The following is a 24323-nucleotide window of genomic DNA, read 5'->3' as shown; positions in this document are numbered from 1 at the left end:
CTTGTTCTGTCCCTTAGCCTTCGCCCATTAACCTTCGCCTAAATAGGCGCGGATCACGTCAGGATTGTTACGAATTTCAGCCGGTGTGCCCTGCGCCAGCGGCGTGCCCTGATTCACCACGTAGATGCGGTCGGAAATGCCCATCACCAGCTTCATGTCGTGCTCAATCAGCAGCACCGACACGTTGTGCTGGTTACGCAGTTCGGCAATCAGCTGATTCAGCTCTTCGGTTTCGCGCGGATTCAGACCGGCAGCCGGTTCGTCGAGCATCAGGATTTCCGGGCGCGTCACCATGCAGCGGACGATTTCCAGACGGCGCTGCTGGCCGTACGCCAGATTACCCGCCTGACGGTTCGCCAGCTCGAGCAAGCCGACGCGTTCCAGCCAGTCGGCGGCGCGATCGAGCGCTTCTGCTTCGGCGCGACGAAATCCCGGCGTTTTGAACAGCCCCGCCAGCACACCGCTTTTCAGGTGCTGATGCTGGGCAACCAGCAGGTTTTCAATCACCGTCATTTCACGGAACAGACGCACGTGCTGGAAGGTTCGCACCACACCCATGCGGGCAATTTTCTGCCCGGGTAATCCTTCCAGATGCTGGTCACGCAGTTTAATGGTGCCGCCGCTCGGTTTGTAGAAACCGGTCAGACAGTTAAATACCGTGGTTTTACCGGCACCGTTCGGGCCAATCAGCGACACAATTTCGCCCTGATTGAGGTTCAGCGCCACGTTGTTGACCGCCAGCAGGCCGCCAAAACGCATCATTAAACCTTCAACGGCTAACAGAGGTTGCGTGCTCATGCCTGTTCCCCCTGATCGGCGATTTGTTTTTTAGACAATTTGAGTTTCAGCTGCGGACGTTTCATCGGCAGCAAGCCCTGCGGACGCCAAATCATCATCAGCACCATTAACGCACCGAGCAGTAACATGCTGTATTCATTGAGGTCACGCATCAGCTCGCGGGAAACTACCAGCAGAATGGCCGCCAGAATGACGGCAAACTGTGAGCCCATGCCGCCGAGCACCACGATAGCCAGCACAAAGGCGGACTCCGCAAAGGTGAAGGATTCCGGGCTGACAAAGCCCTGACGCGCGGCGAACAGCGTACCGGCGAAACCGGCAAACGCGGCGCTGATGGTGAACGCGGTCAGTTTGATCCGGGTCGGATTCAGCCCGAGCGAGCGGCAGGCAATTTCATCTTCACGCAACGCTTCCCACGCACGGCCCAGCGGCATGCGCAGCAGCCGGTTGATGATGAACAATGTCGCAATCACCAGCAACAGTGCCACCATGTACAGGAAGATGATGCGGTCGCTCGGGTCGTAGGTGACGTGAAAGAAGTTGCTGAAGGTATCCCAACCGCCGTCGCGTGGCGTGCGGCTGAATTCCAGCCCGAACAGCGTCGGTTTGGGGATCTGGCTGATGCCGTTCGGCCCGCCGGTCAGTTCGGTATTGTTAAGCAGCAGGATACGCACGATCTCACCGAAGCCGAGCGTCACAATCGCCAGATAATCGCCACGCAGCCGCAGCACCGGGAACCCGAGCAGGAAACCAAACGCCGCCGACACCAGACCGGCCAGCGGTAATGCTTCCCAGAAACCGATACCGTAATAGTGATTGAGCAGCGCATAGGTGTAAGCGCCGATGGCGTAAAAGCCGCCGTAACCCAGCACCAGCAGACCGGACAACCCGACCACCACGTTCAGACCGAGGCCGAGCATAATGTAGATAAGCGTCAGCGTGGCGATATCCACCGTGCCGCGTGAAACGATAAACGGCCAGGCGATGGCGGCAATAATCAGCACCAGCGCCAGCAGCTTTTGTTTCGGCGTCGAGCCGTCAAAGCTCGGCAGTACCCAGCCCGGACCGGACACTTTTTTCAGGCCACTGCTGACCATCGGACGGAACAGCTGAAACACGAAAACGATGGCACAACCGATGGCAATCCACGTCCAGCGCACTTCACCGGCACCGTTGACCACCAGCTTTGTGCCATCGAGGCTCAGCTGTAATCCCATGATGAATGCAGCCAGTACCAGCAGGACGAAAGCGGAGACCAGCGCATTTAACAGATTCAGGCGCTTCATACTTTCTCAACCTCCGGACGTCCGAGAATACCGGTCGGCAGCACCAGTAACACCACGATCAGCAATGCGAAGGACACCACATCTTTGTACTCGGTGCTCAGATACGCCGAGGTCAGCGCTTCGGCCACGCCTAAAATCAGGCCGCCAATCATCGCGCCAGGAATACTGCCGATACCGCCGAGAACCGCTGCGGTAAAGGCTTTCATCCCGGCCATAAAGCCAATGTACGGGTTAATCACGCCATAGAATTGCCCCAGCAGAACGCCCGCCACTGCCGCCATTAATGCGCCAATAACGAAAGTCAGCGAGATCACGCGGTCAGTGCTGATCCCCAGCAGGCTGGCCATTTTGAGATCTTCCGCACAGGCACGGCAGGCACGCCCCATACGTGAATAACGGATGAACAGCGTCAGCGCCAGCATGGCGACAAATGTGACTATCCAGATAATCAGTTGCATGGTGCTGATTGTCGCGGCGAAACCATTCGCTTCGCCCAGTTTCCACTGGCCGGTCACCAGACTCGGTAAAGCGAGGTCACGCGAGCCCTGAGTCAGGCTGACGTAGTTTTGCAGAAAAATTGACATCCCGATGGCAGAAATCAGTGCAATCAAACGCTTGGAGTTACGCACCGGCTTATATGCCACGCGTTCAATGCTCCAGCCGTAGGCACTGGAAATCACAATCGCGGCGATAAAACCGGCACCGATCAGCAACCAGCTGGCGTCGATACCCATCATCATCAAAGCGGCGATTACGATAAAAGAGACATAACTGCCGATCATATACACCTCGCCGTGTGCGAAGTTGATCATGCCGATAATGCCGTAAACCATGGTGTAACCAATGGCGATCAGCGCATAAGTACTGCCCAACGTCACGCCGTTGAACATCTGCTGAATGAAATAGAGGAACTGCTCTGACATACCCTATCCTTATTAATCAAGGGTTTGATAACTTGTGCTGAGACTGCAACCCGGTGCCTTTTATAACACCAGACGCCGGGCAGAGTAATGCGCTGTTCTGAAGCATAATGCCCAAAATCATTCGTGTTGCCTCAAGGCGGCAACTGAATGAATCCCCGGGAGCTTACACAGGTAAGTGACCGGGGTGAATGAAGGCGGCCAACGCAGAGGCGGCGCGAAGGATGCCGGGCATTTATTTGATAGGGGTAGACGTGCCGTCCTTATGCCACTCGAAAATACCGAATTCGAATCCTTTCAGGTCACCTTTTTCATCCCAGCTCAGGGGGCCCATGACGGTGTCCACGGAAGCTGATTTCAGATTTTTAGCGATGTCAGCCGGTTCCATGCTGCCGCTGCGTTCCATACCGGTAGTCAGCGCCTGTAATGCGGCGTAAGTCGTCCAGACGAACGGACCGGTTGGATCCAGTTTTTTGGCTTTCAGGGCATCCACGATTGGCTGGTTAGCCGGAACCTGGTCATAACGTTTTGGCAGCGTCACCAGCATACCTTCAGAGGCATCACCGGCGATGTTAGACAGTGAGGAGTTACCCACGCCTTCCGGACCCATAAATTTGGCGTTCAGACCGGCTTGTTTAGACTGGCGCAGGATCTGCCCCATCTCCGGGTAGTAACCGCCGAAGTAGACGAAATCGACGTTTTCTTTCTTCAGACGCGCAACCAGCGTAGAGAAGTCTTTATCGCCGGCGGTCACACCTTCAAACAGAACGACGTTGCCGCCGCCTTTTTTCAGCGCGTCCTGTACGGAACGGGCCAGGCCTTCGCCGTACTGTTGTTTATCATGCACAACAGCAATGCGTTTTGGTTTGATGGTGTCGAGGATGTATTTGGCTGCGGTCGGACCCTGGTCAGAATCCAGACCAGTGGTGCGCATTACCATTTTATAACCACGGGTGGTGAGGTCTGCGTTGGTTGCGGCTGGCGTGATCATCAGAACGCCTTCGTCTTCATAAATGTCAGAAGCAGGCTGTGTTGAGGATGAACATAGGTGGCCAATCACGTAACGGATACCGTCGTTGATCACTTTGTTGGCAACGGCGACCGCTTGTTTCGGATCACACGCGTCGTCATATTCGACGCCAACCAATTTATCGCCCTTCACGCCGCCTTTGGCATTGATGTCTGCGATCGCTTGTTTAGCCCCTGTAAACTCCATATCACCATACTGGGCGACCGGACCTGACATAGCACCAACGATGGCGACTTTGATATCTTTCGCGAATGCCGCCTGACTCATTGCTAATGCAATACACCCTGCCAGCCAGATCTTACCCTTTGTTACTTTCATCCGATTACCCCGTTTGATGTGTGGTGTGGTTTGCTCTTTGCCTGCCTGTTCAAAACATCATCACTTAAGAAATTTAGTATAAGTAATAATGAGTTACCGGCTTATTTCGCCTTATTTTCGAATAAGACTTTATAATTCATATCATTAAACAGGAATTTTCTTCTGCAAATCAAATGGCACAGTCAGAAATATGAGGTGTAAACAGAATTTTATTTGGATGGAAAATCGGTTCTCTTTTAAACAATCAGCCGTTAACGCTGGCATTATTGATTAAAGCCAACATTTATCGCTTATACAGGGATCGCTGAAAAAGTTTTCAACCTGTTACTGTACAAAAAAAGTTACGCCCGATTTTCAGACGGATCCGCTACACTAAACGCCTCTTTTTTCTGACCATCCACATCATGAAATTAACCATCCAAAAACTCACTTCGCTCAGCACGCAGGATCTCATCGATCTGGCAAAAGTCTGGCCTGAGCAAACGGAAAGTGACTGGCAAGGCAGCCTGAGCGAACACCACGCGCTGTTCGCCGCCGTGTTTAACGAGCGCATTCTTGGCGCGGTGAAAGTCCGGCTGAACGGCGACCACGGCGAGCTTAGGGATCTGCGGGTTCGCGAAGTGACGCGGCGCCGCGGCGTCGGGCTGTATCTGATGGAAGATTTGCAGGTGCAACTTCCGCAGGTCAAAAGCTGGGAAATGCCGTCCGATGGCGAAGCCGTGACCGACGCCTTTATGCAGGCCTGCGGTTTTTCCCTGACAGGGAATATCTGGAAGAAGCCCTAATCCGCGCTGAATTTCAGGCATAAAAAAAGCGACCCGAAGGTCGCTTTTTGGTTTCAGAAAGCTGTCGTATCAGGCTTCAATCGCCAGACGCAGTTTCTTCATCGCGTTCTTTTCAAGCTGACGAACACGTTCTGCTGAAACACCGTATTTATCGGCCAGTTCCTGCAGAGTCGATTTGTTATCGTCATCTAACCAGCGGGCACGGATGATATCCTGGCTGCGTTCGTCCAGACCTTCCAGCGCGTAGCTTAGTTTGTCTGTCGCATCGCGATCCCAGTTATCTTCTTCGATGCTTTCTGCAAAGTCAGAGCTTTTATCTTGCAGATACAGCATCGGTGCCATCGCGGCGCCGTCGCGTGGTTCGTCGTCCGGTGTCGGGTCGAACGTCATGTCCTGTGCGGCCATGCGCGATTCCATTTCCAGCACATCTTTGCTGGTCACACCCAGTTCGCGGGCAACGTGCTCCACTTCGTCGTGGCTGAACCAGCCCAGACGTTGTTTGTTTTTACGCAGGTTAAAGAACAGCTTACGCTGTGCTTTCGTCGTCGCGACTTTCACGATGCGCCAGTTACGCAGCACGTATTCGTGAATTTCTGCTTTAATCCAATGCACCGCAAAGGACACCAGACGCACACCAACTTCCGGATTAAAACGGCGAACCGCTTTCATCAGGCCGATGTTACCTTCCTGGATAAGGTCCGCCTGTGGCAAACCGTAGCCTGAATAGTTGCGGGCAATATGAGCAACAAAGCGCAGGTGAGACAGGATCAGCTCTTTCGCTGCGTCCAGGTCACCGTCGTAATGCAGCCGCTCAGCCAGTGCCCGTTCTTCCTCTGCGGTAAGCATAGGATAAGTATTGGCTGCCCGAACATAGGCTTCCAGGCTACCTTGGGGTACTAATGCTAAAGTGCGCATTTCGTTAGTCATTCAAAAGCCTCTCATGTATGACGTTGTGCAGGTTTTATACCACGTTGCTGCGGGATGATACCGCTACGCTGTGTGCCATCTGGCGACCACAGAAGCAACGCCGAGCCCTTAATATCCGCTGTTATTCGACCCCGAATTTTACATAAAGTTCACGGCCGGATTCAACAGTCTGACGACTGTATGTGACAGACTGACTATTGGATAGTGAATTTGTGCCATTGCGGAGAAAGCAGGGAAATGATGTGGCGGAAAGGCCGAAAACAGCTTCCCCCTGAGACACAATTACTGAGCAGCAGGGGGACATTATAGCAAATTCTCGCTACTGTGGTGTAAATCGCCGTAAATGTTGAACGGTCGCCAGCCACGCCGCAATCCAGCCAATCATTGCGGACACGATCAACAGCAACAGACTTTCGTCCCAGCCCAAACCGTGCAGATCAAAGGTCGTGCCGAACACTTGCGCGACTTGCGTCACCACGCTCTCAAGGCGCAGTACCAGCACTTCCGACAGGATCAGCGACAACAACGCGCCGGTAAAACCGAGCATCGCGCCACCGTTCAGGAACGGCCTTAAAATGAAGCCATCGGTCGCACCAATCAGCTTCATAACGTTGATGGTATCGCGACGGCTGAAGATACTCAGTCGCACACTGTTACCAATGACCAGGAAGACAGCAATCACCATCAGCACGCCAATCATCGCGGCAATTTGCCCCACCAGACCGGTCAGCGCCGCAAGGCGGGCAAACCAGCTGTCATCCATACGCACTTCATCCACACCGTGAACCGCCGCAACGCGATCGCGCAGGGTGTTCAGCGTGGCGGAGTCCTGGAAATTCATTTTTGGCGTGATGATAGCCACGGCAGGCAGCGGATTCTGTTCGAGCATATCCATTGCGCCGCCAAAGCCTGACCAGTTGCGGAATTCACCCATCGCTTCCTCACGGGAGAGATAATTGACTTTATCCACGCCCGCTTCAGTTTTGAGGGTTTTCACCACGTTTTCTGCGGCGTCATCATCCAGTGCTTTATCGAGATAAACGGTCAGCTGCGGCGTCGGATACCACTGTTCAGCCGCAGTACTGACGTTCTTCCATACCAGATAACAGACACTCGGCAGCGTCAGGGAAATCGCGATGACCATCACCGTGAGCAATGTCGCCAGCGGCTGACGCAGCATGTCAGCCAGCGCGTTCATCCACGCATAGCGCCACTGTTCGCGCCAGCCACCCTGCAATGCTTTACTTTTCGCAGCGCGTGCGCTTTTTGCGGTTTTCGCCGGGTTAGGACTGTTCGCCATTAGTACACCCCTCCCGACGACATACGCCCCTGACTCAGCGTCAGCGTGCGATAATTTCGACGGGCAATCAGACCCACATCATGCGTCGCCATCAGAACGGTGACGCCCACGCGGTTAAATTCTTCGAATAGACGCAAAATGCCTTCCGACAATTCGCCGTCGAGGTTACCGGTCGGTTCATCCGCCAGCAGCACCGCAGGCTTGTTCACGACGGCGCGGGCAATGCCCACGCGCTGTTGTTCACCACCGGATAACTGAATCGGCAGGTTTTTGGCTTTATCCAGCAACCCGACTTTATCCAGCGCCGCCGAAACGCGACGGCGGATATCTTCACTGCTGGCGCCGGAAATGATCAGCGGCATTGCCACATTGTCATACACGGTGCGATCCATCAGCAGATGGTGATCCTGAAAGATCATGCCGATCTGACGACGCAGGAACGGCACTTCGCTGGATTTCAGACGGCTGATGTCATGGCCGCCAAACAAAATGTGTCCGGCACTCGGGCGCTCAATGCCGCAAATCAGCTTGAGCAGGGTACTTTTACCCGCGCCAGAGTGTCCGGTCAGAAATGCCATTTCCGCTTGCTGGATGTGAAAATTGACGCCCTGAAGCGCCTGTCGTCCGCCCAGATAAGCTTTACTGACCTGTTCAAAGCGAATCATCCGTATTAATCCTCTCGGGCAAAAAGTGCCTCAATAAAATCGTCTGCCTTAAACGGCCTCAAATCTTCGATACCTTCGCCGACACCGATATAACGTATCGGGATACTGAACTGATCGGCGATGGCGAATATCACGCCGCCTTTTGCGGTGCCGTCCAGTTTAGTCAACGTAATGCCGGTTAGCCCGACCGCTTCGTTAAACAATTTTGCCTGACTGACGGCATTCTGGCCGGTACTGGCGTCGAGCGTCAGCATCACTTCATGCGGCGCATCTTCGTCGAGCTTTTTCATCACACGAACTATTTTCTTCAGCTCTTCCATCAGGTGCGCTTTGTTCTGCAAACGCCCGGCGGTATCGGCGATCAGTACGTCGATATTACGGGCCTTCGCCGCCTGAATGGCATCGAAAATCACGGAAGCGGAATCGGCACCGGTATGCTGGGCAATCACCGGGATCTTGTTGCGCTGGCCCCAGACCTGCAACTGTTCAACAGCGGCCGCACGGAAAGTATCACCCGCCGCCAGCATCACAGATTTGCCCTGCGCTTCAAACTGACGCGCCATCTTACCGATGGTGGTCGTTTTACCGACGCCGTTCACGCCAACCATCAGAATGACATACGGGGTTTTTCCGCTGACATCCAGTGGCTCGTCAACTTTCGCCAGAATTTCGGACATTTCTTCCTTCAGCTTGCCGTAGAGCGCATCGGCGTCTTTCAGCTGCTTACGCGAAGCGTGCTCCGTCAGCGAAGTGATGATTTTACGCGTGGTTTCAACACCAACGTCGGCGATCAGCAGTTGTTCTTCCAGTTCTTCAAACAGATCGTCGTCGATTTTTTTACCGCGGAACAACCCGACAAAACCGGAGCCGAGATTCTGCTTAGTTTTGACCAGACTGCGTTTCAGGCGGGCGAAAAAACCTTCTTTGGTCGGACGTTCCTGCTCAGTTTCACCGGCAGGCAGCACAACGATAGGATCGAGCGCAACGGGCAGCGGCGCGTCTTCAACAGGTTCTTCTTCAGCAACGTGATCTTCCACCACCAGGCTGTCGTCGACGGCGTCGAGAGAATCTTCGCGGGCGTCTTCTGCAATCTCAGCGGCTGACTCAACGAATTCGTCTTCAACAACCTGTTCTTCAACCAGCACCGGTTCTTCGGTGACGACTTCTGCAACCACAGGCGTTTCAGCAACGGGCTGCGCAGCGACCTGTTCGGTGATGTGAACAATTTCTTCGGCCAGTTCCGCCGCCGCCTGTTCGTGAGATTCTTCAGGTGCCGGTGGCGCTTCCTGTGCAGGCGTATCGCTCCGTAGCGCTTCGGCAACCGGCGGTTCTTCGCGGATTTCTTCCTTCTGCTGCTCTTCTTCCTGACGGCCACGGCCAAACCAGGAGAAGAAACCGCGTTTTTTATCTTTTGCCATTTTACAACTTCACTCCTCGCCGCTAATGATTGGCGAACGGATTATTAATCGGGTTATGGTCGGGCAGTCTATCACTTTCCCCTTCCGGCAACACGCCCGCGTAGTGAATTCCGGTGGTTTTTCAATCGACAATGTTAAACATTTGCCCAATGCCCGCACACCGGTAGAATAGCCCTCCAAACGATATGCAACGAAGCCCGACGGCTTTGGATTACACAAGCGAACTATGGCAAAGAAACCCAACACTCCAGCCGCAGGCCAGATCCGAATTATTGGCGGTCTCTGGCGCGGACGCAAACTTCCGGTTCCACACAGTCCGGGACTGCGCCCGACCACCGATCGCGTGCGCGAAACGCTGTTTAACTGGCTCGCGCCGGTTTTGCAGGGCGCACATTGTCTGGACTGTTTTGCAGGCAGCGGCGCACTCGGTCTGGAAGCGTTATCGCGCTACGCCGCCAGCGCCACCCTGCTGGAGTTTGAGCGCCCGGTTGCGCAACAGTTAGAGAAAAACCTGGCGCTGCTAAACGCCAAAGATGCGCAAGTCTTTAACGTCAATACATTGAACTGGCTGGCAAAAGCCGGGAATGCCTTTGATGTGGTTTTCCTCGATCCGCCTTTCCGTAAAGGTATTCTGCAAGACACGCTGAATCTGCTGGAGCAAAATAACTGGCTGGCAGACGAAGCCTGGATTTATGTCGAAACAGAAGCCGAACACGACACTCTGGATGTGCCTGCCAGCTGGCGTTTACATCGTGAGAAAGTCGCCGGACAAGTTGCTTATCGCCTTTACCATCGCGATGTGACGCCTGAAACCGGCTCACCAGAACAGGAGCTGTAAGATGTTGATCAATATTGGTCGGTTGTTGATGTTGTGTATTTGGGCGTTTCTGGCGTTTAACCTGATTCACCCTTTCCCGAAACCGATCAAGTATTTTTTAGACGTGGCGATTGTGTTCATGTTCTTCATGCACGGCTTGCAGGTGATGTTGCTCAAAGCCACGCAGGGTAAGGAAAAGGACACCATTGGTGGCTGGCTGCAAACCCGTATTTTCCTGTTCGGCGTGTTTGAATTGCTGGCCTGGCAGAAAAAACAGCCTCCGTTGCCCACCAAGAAGTAATCCCCGTTTTACGGCGCGTAGTGCGCCGTAAAAAGCCCCTCTGCGGCTGCTATTCTTCAACTCTGCCTGAACAGACGGCCTGATAAGGTTATTTCTGATTGTCTGCGGCACCGCGCCTCTCCTACACTGAGAATAAGTACGGGAAACCAGGATGTGTTTTCCTGAAGGCAGATCCTTGCGTTGGTTTTATCTTCTGTTTTTTAGATATAAAAGGATAAACAATGAGTTGGCCATTCCTCGCAGTATTTTTCTCAGGCTGGTTGTTCGTTGACGCCAGCTATCGCGGCCCGCGCTGGCAACGCTGGGTATTCAAACCCGTCACCTTATTATTGCTGCTTTTACTTGCCTGGCAGGCACCGACGCTCAATGTTTACAGCTATCTGATCCTGCTGGGTCTGGCCGCGACGCTGGTTGCCGACGGTCTGTTGCTGCTGCCGGAAGAGCGGTTTATGTACGCCATCGGCGCGTTCTTCCTCTCGCATCTGCTGTATACGCTCAGTTTTGCCAGCCAGATGACGATTACGTTCTTCTGGCCTTTACCGCTGACGCTGCTGATTATCGGCGCGATATTACTGGCGGTGATCTGGACGCGCCTGGCGGAACTTCGCTGGGCAGTGACCACTTACATCGCGATGACGCTGCTGATGGTCTGGCTGGCGGGTGAACAGTATTTCGCACGCAGCACCGACATGGCGTTCTCGCTGTTTTGCGGCGCTGCGCTGCTGTTGCTGGGGAATATTTTCTGGCTCACCAGCCGTTATCGCTTCACTTTCCGCGCCTCCGACGCACTGGTTGCCGCGTGTTATTTCGGCGGTCACTTCCTGATTGTCCGGTCGCTTTACCTGTAAATTCCTGCGGCGGAACCGTTCTGGTTCCGCTATCTCGAAATTGTTATTGACCTTAGAGCTGACTCCAGGGTTTACACTGGGAGTAATTCCACTCGGTTTCGAACCGGAGGCTTTATGATCCCAATGAAAAATAACAACAGCTGTAACTGCGGATGTCAGGGCAAACGCGCGCCTGCACTGCATATCAACAAAATCAGCATGCCCGCGCAGTCCGGCACACATCCTGCGGGCTGTTGCAGTGACAAAGCTCCGCTGGCGGCATCAGCTTGCGCTACGGCGTCCGACAGCTGCTGCACTCCGAAAACAGGTGAGCACTCACACACTTCCGACGATGGCAGCGCAGAAGGCTCGCCGGGCGAAGATGACCCCAGAGCGCCGCTTTCCGCCAGCCATCAATACAGCTGGAAGGTGGAAGGAATGGATTGCCCGGCGTGCGCCCGCAAAATCGAAAATTCTGTTGCAGGCCTTGATGGCGTAAACCGCGCCAGAGTACTTTTTGCTACTGAAAAACTGGTCATTGATGCCGGTTTTGATATCACAAAAAACGTGCAAAATGCCGTTACCGCCGCAGGATTCACCCTGCAATCTCTCGATAACAAACAAAATATCCCGGAAGCGGAAGAGTCACGTCTGAAAGAAATGCTGCCGCTGATCGTCCTGTCGGTGCTGATGTTGCTGAGCTGGGCGCTCGATCATTTCAACCCGCAAATGGGTAAAATTGCGTTTATCGCCACCACACTGGTGGGATTGTGGCCGGTGCTCCTTCAGGCCATCCGCCAGACGCGCTCCGGTTCGCCTTTTGCCATCGAAACGCTGATGAGTATTGCGGCGCTCGGTGCGCTGTTCATTGGTGCAACCGCCGAAGCCGCGATGGTGTTGCTGCTGTTTATGGTGGGCGAGCGTCTGGAATCCTTCGCCTCGAGCCGCGCACGCAGTGGCGTGAAATCCCTGATGGCGCTGATCCCGGATACCGCCGTACGCGTGGTAAATGACAAAACAGAAACGGTGCCGGTCAGCAGCCTGCGCCCCGGCGATATCATTGAGATCGCAGCGGGCGCGCGCCTGCCCGCAGACGCCATTTTACAAGGCCACGCCAGTTTCGATGAAAGCGCATTAACCGGCGAATCAGTGCCTGTTGAACATCAGCCCGGCGAAAAAGTCCCGGCGGGAAGCCTGTGCGTTGACCGCCTTGCGCGCCTTGAAGTGGCTTCCGCGCCCGGCAACAGCGCCATCGACCGCATCCTGCAACTGATTGAAGAAGCTGACGAACGCCGTGCGCCTATCGAGCGTTTCCTCGATACTTTCAGCCGCTATTACACGCCGGTCATTATGCTGATGGCGCTGCTGGTGATTATCGTTCCCCCGCTGGCGATGGGACTTTCATGGGAAACCTGGATTTACCGCGGGCTAACGTTGCTGCTGATTGGCTGCCCTTGTGCGCTGGTGATTTCGACGCCGGCGGCGATCACCTCCGGGCTGGCCGCCGCGACCCGCCAGGGCGCATTAATCAAAGGCGGTGCAGCGCTGGAACAGCTGGCACTCATTCAGACCGTCGCGCTGGATAAAACCGGTACGCTGACCGAAGGGAAACCAGAAGTCACCCACGTTGTAACCCTGAACGGTATCAGTGAAGGCGAAGTGTTAAGTCTGGCCTCGGCGGTCGAAGAAGGTTCGCATCACCCGCTGGCGCAGGCGATTTTAGCCCGTGCAAAAATCAGTAATCCTTTACCGCTTACGGCGCAGGATCGCCGTGCGCTGGCCGGTACAGGCGTGGAGGGCATTGTTTCTGGCCGTAAAGTTCAGGTGCTGACTCCAAAAAGTGTGGCAGAAAATACGCTAACAACAGAAACCCTTGCGCAAATTACTGACTGGGAATCCACCGGGAACACCGTGGTGGTTGTGTTGCAGGAAGATAATGCCATCGGCCTGATTGCAATGCAGGACCGCCTGCGTGATGACGCCGCAGAAGCCTTGCAGAAGCTCAAAGCCCTCGGCGTGTCGGCGGTAATGCTCACCGGCGACAATCCGCGTGCAGCGAAAAACATTGCCGACCGGCTGGGCATTGATTTCCGTGCAGGCCTGCTGCCGGCGGATAAAGTCTCGGCGGTCACCGCGCTGAATGCAGTTAAACCGGTGGCGATGGTCGGCGACGGCATTAACGATGCGCCGGCAATGAAAGCCGCTACGATAGGGATTGCGATGGGAAGTGGCACCGACGTTGCGCTGGAAACCGCCGACGCGGCGCTGACGCACAACCGCCTGAGCGGGCTGGCGCAGATGATCAGTTTGTCACGCGCAACGCGGGCAAATATTCGTCAGAACATTACGATTGCGCTGGGGCTGAAGGCGATATTTCTGGTGACCACCATTATAGGGCTGACCGGTTTATGGCTGGCGGTGCTGGCCGATTCCGGCGCCACGGCGCTAGTCACCGCCAATGCCCTGCGGCTGTTGCGCAAGAAATCACACTGACCGTCAGGGCTGAGCAATCAGCCCTGTTTTTCCACCAGACCTTTGCACAGCAAATAGCGGTACGGCAGGTTTTCAGTATCAGACGCTAAAAGCCGGTGTTCCATAAAACGGCAGAAACCGGGAATATCGCGGGTCGTTGCCGGATCATCGGCGATGATCAGCAGCGTTTCGCCGTCTTTCATGGTGCGCACCGTTTTGCGAACCATCATTACAGGTTCCGGGCAACGCAGTCCCAGCGCATCAAGCTGATGGTCGGGATTGATAAAGGGGTTGTTCATTTCGTGTCTCAACATCTTCATACGTGAATGCGCGACAGTTTAACCCGCTGGTTTTCTGGTGCAACAAACAAGGCGCATTGCGCTAAAATTAACCATTGAAGCTGTTGCGCAAACGATGCGCAAACAGGTAATATGCGCGCCGCACGTGATGACTCACTGCAGAAGTAAAAATACGTTTGGGTTCCCTCACCCCAATTTCTTTATAAAAAAAGGTCACATCTATGTACTCTTTTACTGCTCAGCAGCGGTTTTCCGCGCTGATATGGCTTTCTCTATTCCACATTGCCATCATTACGTCCAGCAACTATCTGGTTCAGCTGCCTGTTTCCATTTTTGGTTTCCATACCACCTGGGGCGCGTTCACTTTTCCGTTTATTTTCCTGGCTACCGATCTCACGGTGCGAATCTTTGGCGCACCGCTGGCACGACGGATTATCCTTTCCGTCATGATCCCGGCACTGGCAATCTCTTACGTGATTTCCGCGCTGTTCTTTGAAGCACAGTGGCAGGGCGTTGAAGCGCTCAGTAGCCTGAACATCATGGTAGCCCGCATCGCGACCGCCAGCTTTATGGCTTACGTGCTGGGACAAATCCTCGACGTTCACGTGTTTAACCGCCTGCGCCAGAACCGCCGCTGGTGGATTGCGCCGGTCGCCTCGATGTTCCTCGGCAATATCAGTGATACGTTGTCCTTCTTCTTCATCGCGTTTTACAAAAGTACCGATGCCTTTATGGCGGCGCACTGGGTAGAAATCGCGCTGGTGGATTACAGCTTCAAAGTGCTGATCTGCCTGGTGTTCTTCCTGCCGATGTACGGCATGCTGCTGAATATGCTCCTTAAGCGTTTATCCGCACAGGGACATAACCCGCATTCGGCTATCCGCGCACACTGAACAGGGCTCTGGTAAAACACAAATCGCGCCATAATCTGACTTGCATTTGTGGCCTGAATAGGTTGCCATAACGACTGTTAAGTCAACATGTAAGCCTGATAGACAGGCCACTTAAGGAAGCCCGATGCGTAATATCGCGAAAATGATGGGAATGGCAGTACTGATCGCCGGTCTGGCTGCGTGTGACGGTAAAACCACCGATGCACCTGCCGCAGATAAAGGTGCGCCAGCGGCCGCAGCGACGGCAGCGACCACGCCGGTCAGCCTGCTGGAAGGTAAAGTCACTTTCTCCCTGCCGCAGGGAATGAGCGACCAGAGCGGTAAGCTGGGCACTCAGGCAAACAATATGCACGTCTACGCAGACAGCACCGGCCAGAAAGCGGTGATTGTGATCCTGGGTGATAACACCACCGAGTCACTGGACGTTCTGGCGGGTCGTTTACAGGATCAGCAAAAAGCGCGTGATACCAATCTGCAAGTCGTCACCAATAAATCCATTCAGGTGAACGGCCAGACGTTGCAGCAGTACGACAGCGTCATCACCTCTGCCGGTCAGAAAGCGTATTCCTCTATCGTGCTGGGCAAAGTCGACAGCCATTTGCTGACCATGCAAATCACGCTACCAGCAGATAATCAGCAACAGGCACAGACCGATGCCGAAGCGATTATTAATACGTTGAAAATTCAGTAAATTCAGATGTTGTGAAAATATCAGGCGGAGCTCAGGCTCCGCCTTTTTTGTCTTATGCTGTTACTCGTTCTCACAAAATCCGCCTCCGCTGTAATATAAATGTAACAATTCCGTCATAAATCACAGTTCGTTTGTGCGCGAATAGCTAAAATGATGTTCGTTTTGGAACACACTGGCTCCGCCATTTCGTTCGTGACTCACGATGAGTCCGACCTGATTTATGCCATCGGAGGCATTTATGCTCAGTATCTTTAAACCCGCGCCCCACAAAGCTCCTGTTGATGAGGCTCACGTCGATCCGCTTTACCGCCGTCTCCGCTGGCAAATCTTCATGGGGATTTTCTTCGGTTATGCGGCCTACTATCTGGTGCGCAAAAACTTCGCCCTGGCTATGCCTTATCTGATTGATCAGGGCTTTTCCCGGGGTGATTTAGGCTTTGCGCTGTCCGGGATTTCTATTGCCTACGGCATCTCAAAATTTATTATGGGGTCTGTCTCTGACCGCTCGAATCCGCGCGTTTTCCTGCCTGCTGGTCTGATTCTGGCCGCGGCGGTGATGTTGTTTATGGGCTTCGTGCCATGGGCAACGTCGAGCATCGCCATTATGTTTGTACTGCTGTTCCTGTGCGGATGGTTTCAGGGGATGGGCTGGCCGCCGTGCGGTCGCACCATGGTCCACTGGTGGTCGCAGAAAGAACGCGGCGGCGTGGTGTCTGTATGGAACTGTGCGCATAACGTCGGCGGTGGTATTCCCCCGCTGCTGTTCCTGCTGGGTATGGCGTGGTTTAACGACTGGCACGCGGCGCTTTATATGCCTGCTTTCGGCGCTATTCTGCTGGCGGTATTCGCCTTCATGACCATGCGCGATACGCCACAATCTTGTGGTCTGCCGCCGATTGAAGAATACAAAAACGATTATCCGCCGGACTATGTAAAAGAGTCTTCCGAGCAGGAACTGACGGCGAAACAGATTTTCATGCAGTACATTTTGCCGAACAAATTGCTGTGGTACATCGCCCTGGCTAACGTGTTTGTCTATCTGCTGCGCTACGGTATTCTGGACTGGTCGCCGACTTACCTGAAAGAAGTGAAGCATTTTGCGCTGGATAAATCCTCGTGGGCGTATTTCCTCTATGAATATGCCGGTATACCGGGCACGCTGCTGTGCGGCTGGATGTCGGACAAAGTGTTTAAAGGCAACCGCGGCGCTACCGGCGTGTTCTTTATGGTGCTGGTGACGATCGCCACCGTGATTTACTGGCTCAATCCGGTCGGTAATCCGGGTATCGATATGGCTTGTATGATCACCATCGGCTTCCTGATTTATGGCCCGGTCATGCTGATTGGTTTACATGCGCTGGAACTGGCACCGAAGAAAGCGGCGGGGACGGCGGCAGGCTTTACCGGTCTGTTTGGTTATCTCGGCGGTTCAGTCGCCGCAAGTGCGATTGTCGGTTATACCGTGGACTACTTTGGCTGGGACGGCGGTTTTATCGTGATGATAGCCGGTTGCGTGCTGGCCGTTGTGCTGCTGTTGCTGACCATGCTGAGTGAAAATAAACACAAAGCACAGCTGGCCGGACGCGTCTGATTTAAGAGGGTAATAAGATTAGCAAAGCAGGGCAAACGCCCTGCTTTCGTTTTTATGACGCTGGATTTACAGCAGATCAGCTTTCTTGTGCAAGATACATCTTACGCAGGTAATGCGGTACGGCGTCGTCGGCGTTGGAGCCGATAATTTCCGCATCCGGCAGGGCAGCTTTCAGACGTGGCAATGAGCCACTCATCAGGCACCCTTTACCGGCCATCGACAGCATTTCGAGGTCATTCAGACCGTCACCAAAGGCGATGCAATCTTTCAGCGAATAGCCCATCAGCTTAGAAACATATTCCAGCGCGTGGCCTTTCGATACGCCACCCGCCATCACTTCCAGACATACCGGCAATGAGAAGCTGACGTTGACACGGTCGCCCCAGCGCGCGTTGATGGCTTCTTCCAGCGGCAACAGTTTTTCATGATCTTCACAGGTGAAATACACTTTGCAGATGCCGTCGGTTTCCAGCAAACCCGGTTCATACAATTTGTATTTGAAGACGGATTCACGGAAGAAATCATCCTGATCGGCGCGGTCCCGGTTCATGTACCAGTCATCGTTGCGATAAACGTTGGTCAGAATATCCGGGTTGTTATGCATGATGCCGAACAGGTCTCTGGCAATGTCTTCATCCAGATTGTGCGAGAAAATCAGATCGCCGTCAGTGTTATGCACACGCGCACCGTTGGAGGTGATCATGTACGCACTGATTTCCAGATTATCGCGCATCTGCGCCACGTCGATATGGTGACGCCCGGTGGCGAACACGAAATGCACGTCGCGCTGAGTCAGCAGTTTCAGCGTCTCTTTGGCGAACGGGCTCAGGGTATGATCAGGTGATAGCAGCGTGCCATCTAAATCGGAAGCAACAACATGGTACATAGCGTTAGGTTCTAACCTCTGATGGAGTTGTGCGCGGCGAACCGCGGATTAAAGCTGTCGCGCAAAAAAGCGCATGATAGCGTCCAGCGCCTGTGCCCTCAGGTCGTCCCGTTCAAACAGGATCTCATGGCGCGCGCCTTCAATGACCAGCGGTTTTTCCCCTTCACAAGGATGTCCCGCAACGGCCATGGCCTGACAAAAAGCAAGATGGGACCGGTTATCCACTACGCGGTCTTCGCTCGCCTGCAATAACAGAACCGGCGTGGTGATTTTTTCGGCTTCTTTCAGGATATGCATCCCCGCCTCAATGCCTTCACGCACCCAGTGATAGGTCGGTCCGCCGACCTGCAACTCCGGATAATCAGCATAAAAGCGCAGATTGCGGCGATAACGTGCGCGGCTGTGCGTCAGCTGGTTGACCACAAACGGCAGCGGCCGCCAGTGTCCGGTACCCAGCGCATAGCCATCACGTCGAACCGGACGATTCTCCGCCCAGTTGAGAATACGGCGCGACACCCAGCCGGGCATCGGCAGATAAATACCGGTCATCGGCGCGAGTAACGCCGCGGCATCGAAATTCTGCGGATTTTTCGCCAGATACAGCGCCAGAATCGCACCGCCCATGGAGTGTGCCAGCGCGAACTTTTTCGCGTACTGACGCGTCGCGATCTCCAGCTGATAAAAGCGGTCAAAATCTTCGACATAATCATCAAAGTGTTTCACGTGACCGCAATGCGGATCGTCAAGCATCCGCCCGGAACGCCCCTGACCGCGGTGATCGACAATCATGACATCGTAGCCGCAATGGAATAAATCGTAGGCTACTTCAGGATATTTTACGTAGCTTTCGATACGCCCCGGTGACACCACGATGACTTTATCGTGCTCAGGCGAACAAAAGCGGACGTAGCGGATCGGCACATCATCAACGCCGCTAAACTCACCCTCTTCGCGCGTTCGCCAGAAATCCAGCAAAGGCCCGGTCGCAAAGGCTGCAAACTCCTTCTCGCGTGTTAACCACTTCGCATAATTCACAGGCATTCAATGATCCAACGTCGTCAGACAGGCAGGAGGAAAGTGTTATTTGTGAGCTATAGCGCAATTATAGACAATGGCGTATTGTGCCATAAAACAACCTAAAACGTACTCAGGGAGTCCCGCAATGACACTGGACTGGTGGTTAACCTACCTGCTCACCACTTCTATTTTAAGTTTATCACCCGGTTCCGGTGCGATTAATACCATGAGCACGGGCATCAGCCACGGCTATCGTGGTGCCGTAGCCTCGATTGCCGGATTACAACTCGGTCTGGCCATTCACATCGTGCTGGTCGGTATCGGACTCGGGGCGCTGATTTCATCCTCGCTGATGGCCTTTGAAATTCTCAAATGGCTGGGCGCGGCGTACCTGATCTGGCTGGGTATTTGCCAGTGGCGTTCTGCCGGTGCGATTGACCTGAACGCACTCGCCAGCAGTATGCCGCGCCGCCGTTTGTTCAAACGCGCCATTCTGGTGAATCTGACCAATCCAAAAAGCATTGTGTTCCTGGCCGCATTATTCCCGCAGTTTATCATTCCGCACCAGCCGCAGGCTGCACAATACGTGGTATTGGGCGTCACCACCGTGGTCGTCGATATCATTGTGATGATCGGTTACGCGACGCTGGCGACCCGAATCGCTAACTGGGTAAAAGCGCCAAAACAAATGCAGTTGCTGAACCGCATCTTTGGCTCGCTGTTTATGCTGGTGGGCGTGTTGCTGGCGAGTGCGCGAAAAGTGTAAATCGCTGAAATGCAAAAAGGGTCCGGCAAATCACCGGACCCTTTTTTATGCAGAACGTTTTAATCAGCGATTTACGATCAGCGCAATACCGAAGCCAGCGAAAACCACACCTGCCACGCCATCGATCCATTTCGCTAAACGCTGATACCCGCGACGCATTTTCGGCAGCGCAAACACCATCGCCACTAAAGAGAACCACGCCAGCGTTTCCACCACGATCAGCAGGAAGATACCCAGACGCTCACCGCCGCTGACGCTGTCGCCAACAAACATGGAGAACACGCTGCCGAAATAAATCACGGCTTTAGGGTTCGAAAGATTGGTCAGCAACCCGCGCATAAACGTACGGCCACGCGCGGGCAGAACCACCGGCGTTTCATCGCCATTCTGCTTTTTAGCCCGTGCGGATTTCAGCAACTGCCAGCCCATCCAGCACAGATACAGGCCACCACCGACGGTGATGATCTGATGCAGCCAGGCCATTTTTTGCAGAATTAAGTGTAAACCCATCAGCGCAACCGCCGCCCAGACCAGCACGCCCAGCGTAATGCCAATCACGCCCATCATGGCTTCTTTACGTGACCGGCTGGCGGCAGTTTGTGAAACAAAGAAGAAGTCCGGTCCCGGACTCATCAGCGCGATCAGATGAACCATCGCAACCGTCAGGAATAACATCAGCATGATCAACTCTCAGTGTTATGTGTAGGAAACAGAATTCTTATTCGTCACCGTTATCGATATGGTCACGGATCATATTCATAAATGGCCGACCAAATTTCTCCAGCTTACGCTGACCGACGCCGGTGATATCCAGCAAATCACCTGGACTGACAGGCAGATGTTCGGCCATTTCCAGCAGCGTTGTGTCGTTAAACACCACGTATGGCGGCACATTATTTTCATCCGCCAGCGATTTACGCAGTTTACGCAATTTGGCAAACAGCTTGTGATCGTAATTTCCGCCATAGGTTTTCTGGCGTGATGTGCTTTTAATTTTCAGCGTCTGAATACGCGGCACCGCCAGTTGCAACGGAATTTCGCCGCGCAATACCGGACGGGCAGATTCGGTCAGTTGTAGCGCCGAATGCATGGCGATGTTCTGAGTAATCAGCCCGAGATGGATCAGCTGGCGTACCACGCTGGTCCAGTGCTCATTGCTGTGCTCTTTACCGATGCCGTAGACGGTCAGTTTTTCGTGGCCGTATTCGCGGATACGCTGGTTGTTCGAGCCGCGCAGCACTTCGACCACGTAACCCAGACCAAAGCGTTGCCCGACGCGCGCCACCACCGACAGCGCTTTCTGCGCGTCCAGCAGGCCATCGTAGCGTTTTGGCGGATCCAGGCACACGTCGCAGTTACCGCAGGCATTCTGCTTACCTTCGCCAAAGTAATTGAGCAGTACCAGGCGGCGACAGGTTTGCGCTTCGGCAAATGCGTTCATCGCATTCAGTTTGTGGCGTTCCACATCCTGTTGCGCACCGGCCGGTTTTTCTTCCAGACAGCGGCGCAGCCAGGCAATATCAGCCGGATCGTACAACAGCACCGCTTCGGCGGGCAGACCATCACGTCCGGCACGGCCCGTTTCCTGATAATAAGACTCAATGGTGCGGGGAATATCGAAGTGCACCACAAAACGGACGTTCGGCTTGTTGATGCCCATCCCGAATGCGACGGTGGCGACCACAATTTGCAGGTCGTCGCGCTGAAACCCTTCCTGCACGCGGGCGCGGGTTTCGTTATCCAGTCCGGCGTGATACGCGCCAACACTTAGCCCGCGGCTTTGCAATCGCGCGGCGGTGTCTTCAACTTTGGCACGGCTGTTACAGTAAATAATGCCGCTTTTGCCGCGCTGGTCCTGCACAAAGCGGATCAGCTGATCGAGCGGTTTAAACTTTTCTACCAGCGTGTAACGGATGTTCGGACGGTCAAAACTGCTGACCTGAATCAGCGGATCGTTCAGCTCAAGCAGACGAACAATGTCGTTACGGGTGGCTTCATCGGCGGTCGCGGTCAGCGCGATCACCGGTAATTGCGGGTAACGCAGTTTCAGCTGGCCGAGCGCGCGATATTCCGGACGGAAATCGTGGCCCCATTGAGAAATACAGTGGGCTTCATCGACGGCGAGCATCGCCGGATTCCACTGTTGCAGCTGTTCGAGGAAATCGCCCATCATCAGACGTTCCGGCGCGATATACAGCATTTTGATGCGCCCCGCGCGGCAACCAGCCATCACTTCCAGCTGTTGCTCACGGGTTTGTGTCGAGTTCAGGCAACCGGCTTCAACACCTGCCGCCATCAGCTGATCGACCTGATCTTTCATCAGGGAAATGAGCGGCGAAACGACCAGCGTCAGGCCGTCCATCACCAGTGCGGGGATTTGATAGCACAGCGATTTACCGCCGCCTGTGGGCATCACTACCAGACAATCACGGCCAGAAATGGCGGTGTTGATGATAGTTTGCTGGCCTGGTCTGAATTGCTGATAGCCGAAGGTATCGCGTAATACCTGATGAGCCAGCTCTTCTTTGTTTATCACTGCCGCCGTAGACACTCAATTCCCCAACTGTTCAAACCACCCGGCTAAACCCTAAAGCCGCCGGGGCTGTACTGCACCGACATAATATACCCTAAATAATTCAGGTTGCAGCCAAAGGGCATGCAACCTGAGTATGACGGATATTACATCATGTCGTTAAGCATGATACCGACACCGACGCGAGTTTGCTTGTGGTTGTAGTCGATCAACGATTCGCCGTAACCGCTGAACACCTGCGTGTAGAAGCGAACGTGTTTGCTGATCGGATAGCTCCAGCCCGTTGTCGCGCCGCCGTAGCCGGTGTTCCAGTTGTAACGGCTTTCCACGCTGAACACGCTGTCACCGAGGGCATACCCGACTTTCAGACGGTAATATCCCATGTATTTGGTGATGTCCGGATTATCGTCATTTTTGTCACTTTCCGGCAGGCGATACCAGGGTTTGACATCGACTTGCCAGTTGCCGTGCTGCGCCATAAAGCGCGCATAGACGCGGTTCCAGCTGCGCGAAGTCGGGTCAGAACGTCCGTTGGAATCGTGATTCACGCCGTATTCGGCTTCGCGTAACGTCCATCCCAGGAAGTCGTAATCCGTCGCCCAGGCCAGGAACAGTTGCGGCTCATAGTTAGTTTCGCGGAACGGTGAAGATTCACCACGGTTGGAAAGCTGCCAGAACGATTTCTGCGTATAAGACGCGCCGAGCACCGAGTTATCCCCGGCGATACCACGCCACAGCGGGAATGCCAGACTCAGCTGGAACTCAACTTCATCGTGCTTGGCATTGTCCGCCCAGTCATAAGACTGAATGGCTTTTTTGTTAATATTGCTGGTATCGGTATACAGCAAATAGTTTGATTCATAAGGATAAAGCGTGAACGGGTTGTCGTGATCCTGCAACATACTGGCGATAATGCTGCCACGAACAGCCGGTTTATCATGCACTTCCTGAATGGTGGCTTCAGCCGCATAGCTCAACGCTGGCAACGCCAGAATGGCGGCACCGACAGCCCAAATTTTACGCATTTTCCTTACCCTCGCCCTAAAATTTTAAAATGAGTTATTGTTTATTGGCCCGCTACCTGGCCGTTTTCCTGCAGACTTAAGTCCGGAAATCCAAAGCGGGACATTTTACACACAAATACATTTCTACATGACCACTGAATACATTTATCGGTCGCACTCTGGAATTCCCTTTTTTCCGCACCTAAAATCAACATCCCGTTAACTTTTTCGGCGAACATACGCGTCTTACATTTTCGTCAGGAATCACTCCATGTCTGCTTCATCCCTCAGCCACGAGGCTGCCCTGCAACTGATCGGCAATATTTTCGTTTATGACATGCCGTTTAACCGCGAACTTGGGCTTGAACTTAAACGCCTTGACGTTGATTACGCTGAGCTGAAATTTTCCAATCAGACTAAACTGGTGGGCAATGCGGCACAAAAAATTCTGCATGGCGGCGTAATTGCCGCGGTGCTGGATGTCGCCGCCGGTCTGGTCTGCGTAACCAGTTCGCTTATCCGCCGAGATAAACCCGACCATCCTCTGCTGGAAGCGGAAATGCGTCAGCGGCTGTCGAAAATGGGCACCATCGATTTACGTGTGGATTATCTGCGTCCGGGCCGTGGCGACTACTTTATTGCGTCCGCGAGTCTGGTCCGCGCCGGGAATAAAGTGTCCGTGGCGCGTGTTGATCTGCACAACGATACCGGCGTACACATTGCCACGACCACGGCGACCTATATGGTCGGCTGAAATCGGGTAAACTCCGCTTCTTTAC

24 protein-coding genes are annotated in these 24323 nt (G+C 54.0%); 10 read left to right on the top strand and 14 right to left on the bottom strand.

What is annotated here, in order from left to right:
* Positions 1-27: 27 nt before the first annotated feature.
* From livG to J1782_RS16075, 4 genes are all read right to left on the bottom strand, one after another.
* The gene (gene livG / locus J1782_RS16090) at positions 28-798 is read right to left on the bottom strand and encodes a high-affinity branched-chain amino acid ABC transporter ATP-binding protein LivG (protein WP_165061854.1); all 771 of its coding nucleotides are present in this window, start codon (positions 796-798) and stop codon (positions 28-30) included.
* Complete coding sequence (locus J1782_RS16085) at positions 795-2084, bottom strand: high-affinity branched-chain amino acid ABC transporter permease LivM (protein WP_152324799.1); 1290 nt, start codon at positions 2082-2084, stop codon at positions 795-797. The genes livG and J1782_RS16085 overlap by 4 nt, the downstream gene beginning before the upstream one ends.
* Positions 2081-3007, bottom strand: a complete 927-nt coding sequence (gene livH, locus J1782_RS16080) for a high-affinity branched-chain amino acid ABC transporter permease LivH (protein WP_095924234.1) — start codon at positions 3005-3007, stop codon at positions 2081-2083. Before livH ends, J1782_RS16085 begins: the two co-directional genes overlap by 4 nt.
* 232 nt (positions 3008-3239) lie before the next feature.
* Complete coding sequence (locus tag J1782_RS16075; protein WP_152324798.1) at positions 3240-4352, bottom strand: branched-chain amino acid ABC transporter substrate-binding protein; 1113 nt, start codon at positions 4350-4352, stop codon at positions 3240-3242.
* 404 nt (positions 4353-4756) lie between these two features.
* Between J1782_RS16075 and panM the strand changes: the two genes are divergently transcribed.
* Positions 4757-5137 carry an aspartate 1-decarboxylase autocleavage activator PanM gene (panM, locus tag J1782_RS16070; RefSeq protein ID WP_208951479.1) on the top strand — a complete coding sequence of 127 codons (381 nt, stop codon included), beginning with the start codon at positions 4757-4759 and terminating at the stop codon, positions 5135-5137.
* Positions 5138-5206: 69 nt separating this feature from the next.
* Here panM and rpoH read toward each other — a convergent pair whose 3' ends face one another.
* The 4 genes from rpoH to ftsY form a co-directional block, all read right to left on the bottom strand.
* Entirely contained in the window at positions 5207-6064 is an 858-nt protein-coding gene (gene rpoH / locus J1782_RS16065) for an RNA polymerase sigma factor RpoH (RefSeq protein WP_152324796.1), read from the bottom strand.
* A gap of 319 nt (positions 6065-6383) precedes the next feature.
* The gene (ftsX, locus tag J1782_RS16060) at positions 6384-7364 is read right to left on the bottom strand and encodes a permease-like cell division protein FtsX (RefSeq protein ID WP_112290540.1); all 981 of its coding nucleotides are present in this window, start codon (positions 7362-7364) and stop codon (positions 6384-6386) included.
* Entirely contained in the window at positions 7364-8029 is a 666-nt protein-coding gene (gene ftsE, locus J1782_RS16055) for a cell division ATP-binding protein FtsE (RefSeq protein ID WP_152324795.1), read from the bottom strand. Before ftsE ends, ftsX begins: the two co-directional genes overlap by 1 nt.
* 5 nt (positions 8030-8034) lie before the next feature.
* Positions 8035-9447 (bottom strand): signal recognition particle-docking protein FtsY, encoded by a 1413-nt coding sequence (ftsY, locus tag J1782_RS16050; protein WP_217153501.1) that lies wholly within the window; start codon positions 9445-9447, stop codon positions 8035-8037.
* Positions 9448-9673: 226 nt separating this feature from the next.
* Here ftsY and rsmD point away from each other — a divergent pair, with 226 nt between their 5' ends.
* The 4 genes from rsmD to J1782_RS16030 all read left to right on the top strand — a co-directional run bounded on the left by rsmD (position 9674) and on the right by J1782_RS16030 (position 13885).
* Positions 9674-10285, top strand: a complete 612-nt coding sequence (rsmD, locus tag J1782_RS16045; RefSeq protein WP_152324793.1) for a 16S rRNA (guanine(966)-N(2))-methyltransferase — start codon at positions 9674-9676, stop codon at positions 10283-10285.
* A 1-nt stretch (position 10286) separates the two neighbouring features.
* Positions 10287-10565 carry a DUF1145 family protein gene (locus J1782_RS16040; protein WP_152324792.1) on the top strand — a complete coding sequence of 93 codons (279 nt, stop codon included), beginning with the start codon at positions 10287-10289 and terminating at the stop codon, positions 10563-10565.
* Between the two features lie 221 nt (positions 10566-10786).
* On the top strand, positions 10787-11413 hold the full coding sequence (locus tag J1782_RS16035; protein WP_101079422.1) for a lysoplasmalogenase: 627 nt from the start codon (positions 10787-10789) through the stop codon (positions 11411-11413).
* Positions 11414-11527: 114 nt separating this feature from the next.
* On the top strand, positions 11528-13885 hold the full coding sequence (locus J1782_RS16030) for a zinc/cadmium/mercury/lead-transporting ATPase (protein ID WP_217153500.1): 2358 nt from the start codon (positions 11528-11530) through the stop codon (positions 13883-13885).
* Between the two features lie 17 nt (positions 13886-13902).
* Here J1782_RS16030 and tusA read toward each other — a convergent pair whose 3' ends face one another.
* On the bottom strand, positions 13903-14163 hold the full coding sequence (gene tusA / locus J1782_RS16025) for a sulfurtransferase TusA (protein ID WP_217153499.1): 261 nt from the start codon (positions 14161-14163) through the stop codon (positions 13903-13905).
* A gap of 221 nt (positions 14164-14384) precedes the next feature.
* On the opposite strand from tusA, the gene J1782_RS16020 reads away from it, so the two are divergent.
* The 3 genes from J1782_RS16020 (at position 14385) to glpT (ending at position 17338) form a co-directional block, all read left to right on the top strand.
* A complete protein-coding gene (locus tag J1782_RS16020; RefSeq protein ID WP_152324789.1) occupies positions 14385-15056 on the top strand; it encodes a 7-cyano-7-deazaguanine/7-aminomethyl-7-deazaguanine transporter in 672 nt (223 codons plus the stop codon).
* 124 nt (positions 15057-15180) lie between these two features.
* Positions 15181-15747: a DcrB family lipoprotein gene (locus tag J1782_RS16015; protein WP_165061883.1), complete on the top strand. Its 567-nt coding sequence runs from the start codon at positions 15181-15183 to the stop codon at positions 15745-15747.
* Between the two features lie 238 nt (positions 15748-15985).
* Positions 15986-17338 carry a glycerol-3-phosphate transporter gene (gene glpT, locus J1782_RS16010; RefSeq protein ID WP_208951476.1) on the top strand — a complete coding sequence of 451 codons (1353 nt, stop codon included), beginning with the start codon at positions 15986-15988 and terminating at the stop codon, positions 17336-17338.
* A gap of 76 nt (positions 17339-17414) precedes the next feature.
* On the opposite strand, the gene yigL is transcribed toward glpT, so the two are convergent.
* Together yigL and pldB are read right to left on the bottom strand one after the other, a co-directional pair.
* Positions 17415-18224, bottom strand: a complete 810-nt coding sequence (gene yigL, locus J1782_RS16005) for a sugar/pyridoxal phosphate phosphatase YigL (RefSeq protein WP_152324786.1) — start codon at positions 18222-18224, stop codon at positions 17415-17417.
* 48 nt (positions 18225-18272) lie between these two features.
* The gene (gene pldB, locus J1782_RS16000) at positions 18273-19265 is read right to left on the bottom strand and encodes a lysophospholipase L2 (RefSeq protein WP_208951475.1); all 993 of its coding nucleotides are present in this window, start codon (positions 19263-19265) and stop codon (positions 18273-18275) included.
* Between the two features lie 121 nt (positions 19266-19386).
* Between pldB and rhtB the strand changes: the two genes are divergently transcribed.
* Positions 19387-20007, top strand: coding sequence for a homoserine/homoserine lactone efflux protein (gene rhtB, locus J1782_RS15995; RefSeq protein WP_152324784.1), 621 nt, complete (start codon positions 19387-19389; stop codon positions 20005-20007).
* A gap of 63 nt (positions 20008-20070) precedes the next feature.
* Here the strand turns inward: rhtB and rhtC are convergent, their stop codons facing one another.
* From rhtC to pldA, 3 genes are all read right to left on the bottom strand, one after another.
* The gene (gene rhtC, locus J1782_RS15990; protein WP_165061892.1) at positions 20071-20688 is read right to left on the bottom strand and encodes a threonine export protein RhtC; all 618 of its coding nucleotides are present in this window, start codon (positions 20686-20688) and stop codon (positions 20071-20073) included.
* A 37-nt stretch (positions 20689-20725) separates the two neighbouring features.
* The gene (gene recQ / locus J1782_RS15985; RefSeq protein WP_217153498.1) at positions 20726-22558 is read right to left on the bottom strand and encodes an ATP-dependent DNA helicase RecQ; all 1833 of its coding nucleotides are present in this window, start codon (positions 22556-22558) and stop codon (positions 20726-20728) included.
* A 128-nt stretch (positions 22559-22686) separates the two neighbouring features.
* A complete protein-coding gene (gene pldA / locus J1782_RS15980; RefSeq protein ID WP_152324781.1) occupies positions 22687-23565 on the bottom strand; it encodes a phospholipase A in 879 nt (292 codons plus the stop codon).
* Positions 23566-23815: 250 nt separating this feature from the next.
* Here pldA and J1782_RS15975 point away from each other — a divergent pair, with 250 nt between their 5' ends.
* Positions 23816-24298: a thioesterase family protein gene (locus tag J1782_RS15975; protein WP_152324780.1), complete on the top strand. Its 483-nt coding sequence runs from the start codon at positions 23816-23818 to the stop codon at positions 24296-24298.
* Positions 24299-24323 lie beyond the last annotated feature (25 nt).

Source organism: Rahnella sp. BCC 1045, assembly GCF_019049615.1.
In the GTDB taxonomy this organism is placed as follows: domain Bacteria; phylum Pseudomonadota; class Gammaproteobacteria; order Enterobacterales; family Enterobacteriaceae; genus Rahnella; species Rahnella contaminans.
This window is presented reverse-complemented; position numbering and strand designations above follow the sequence as displayed.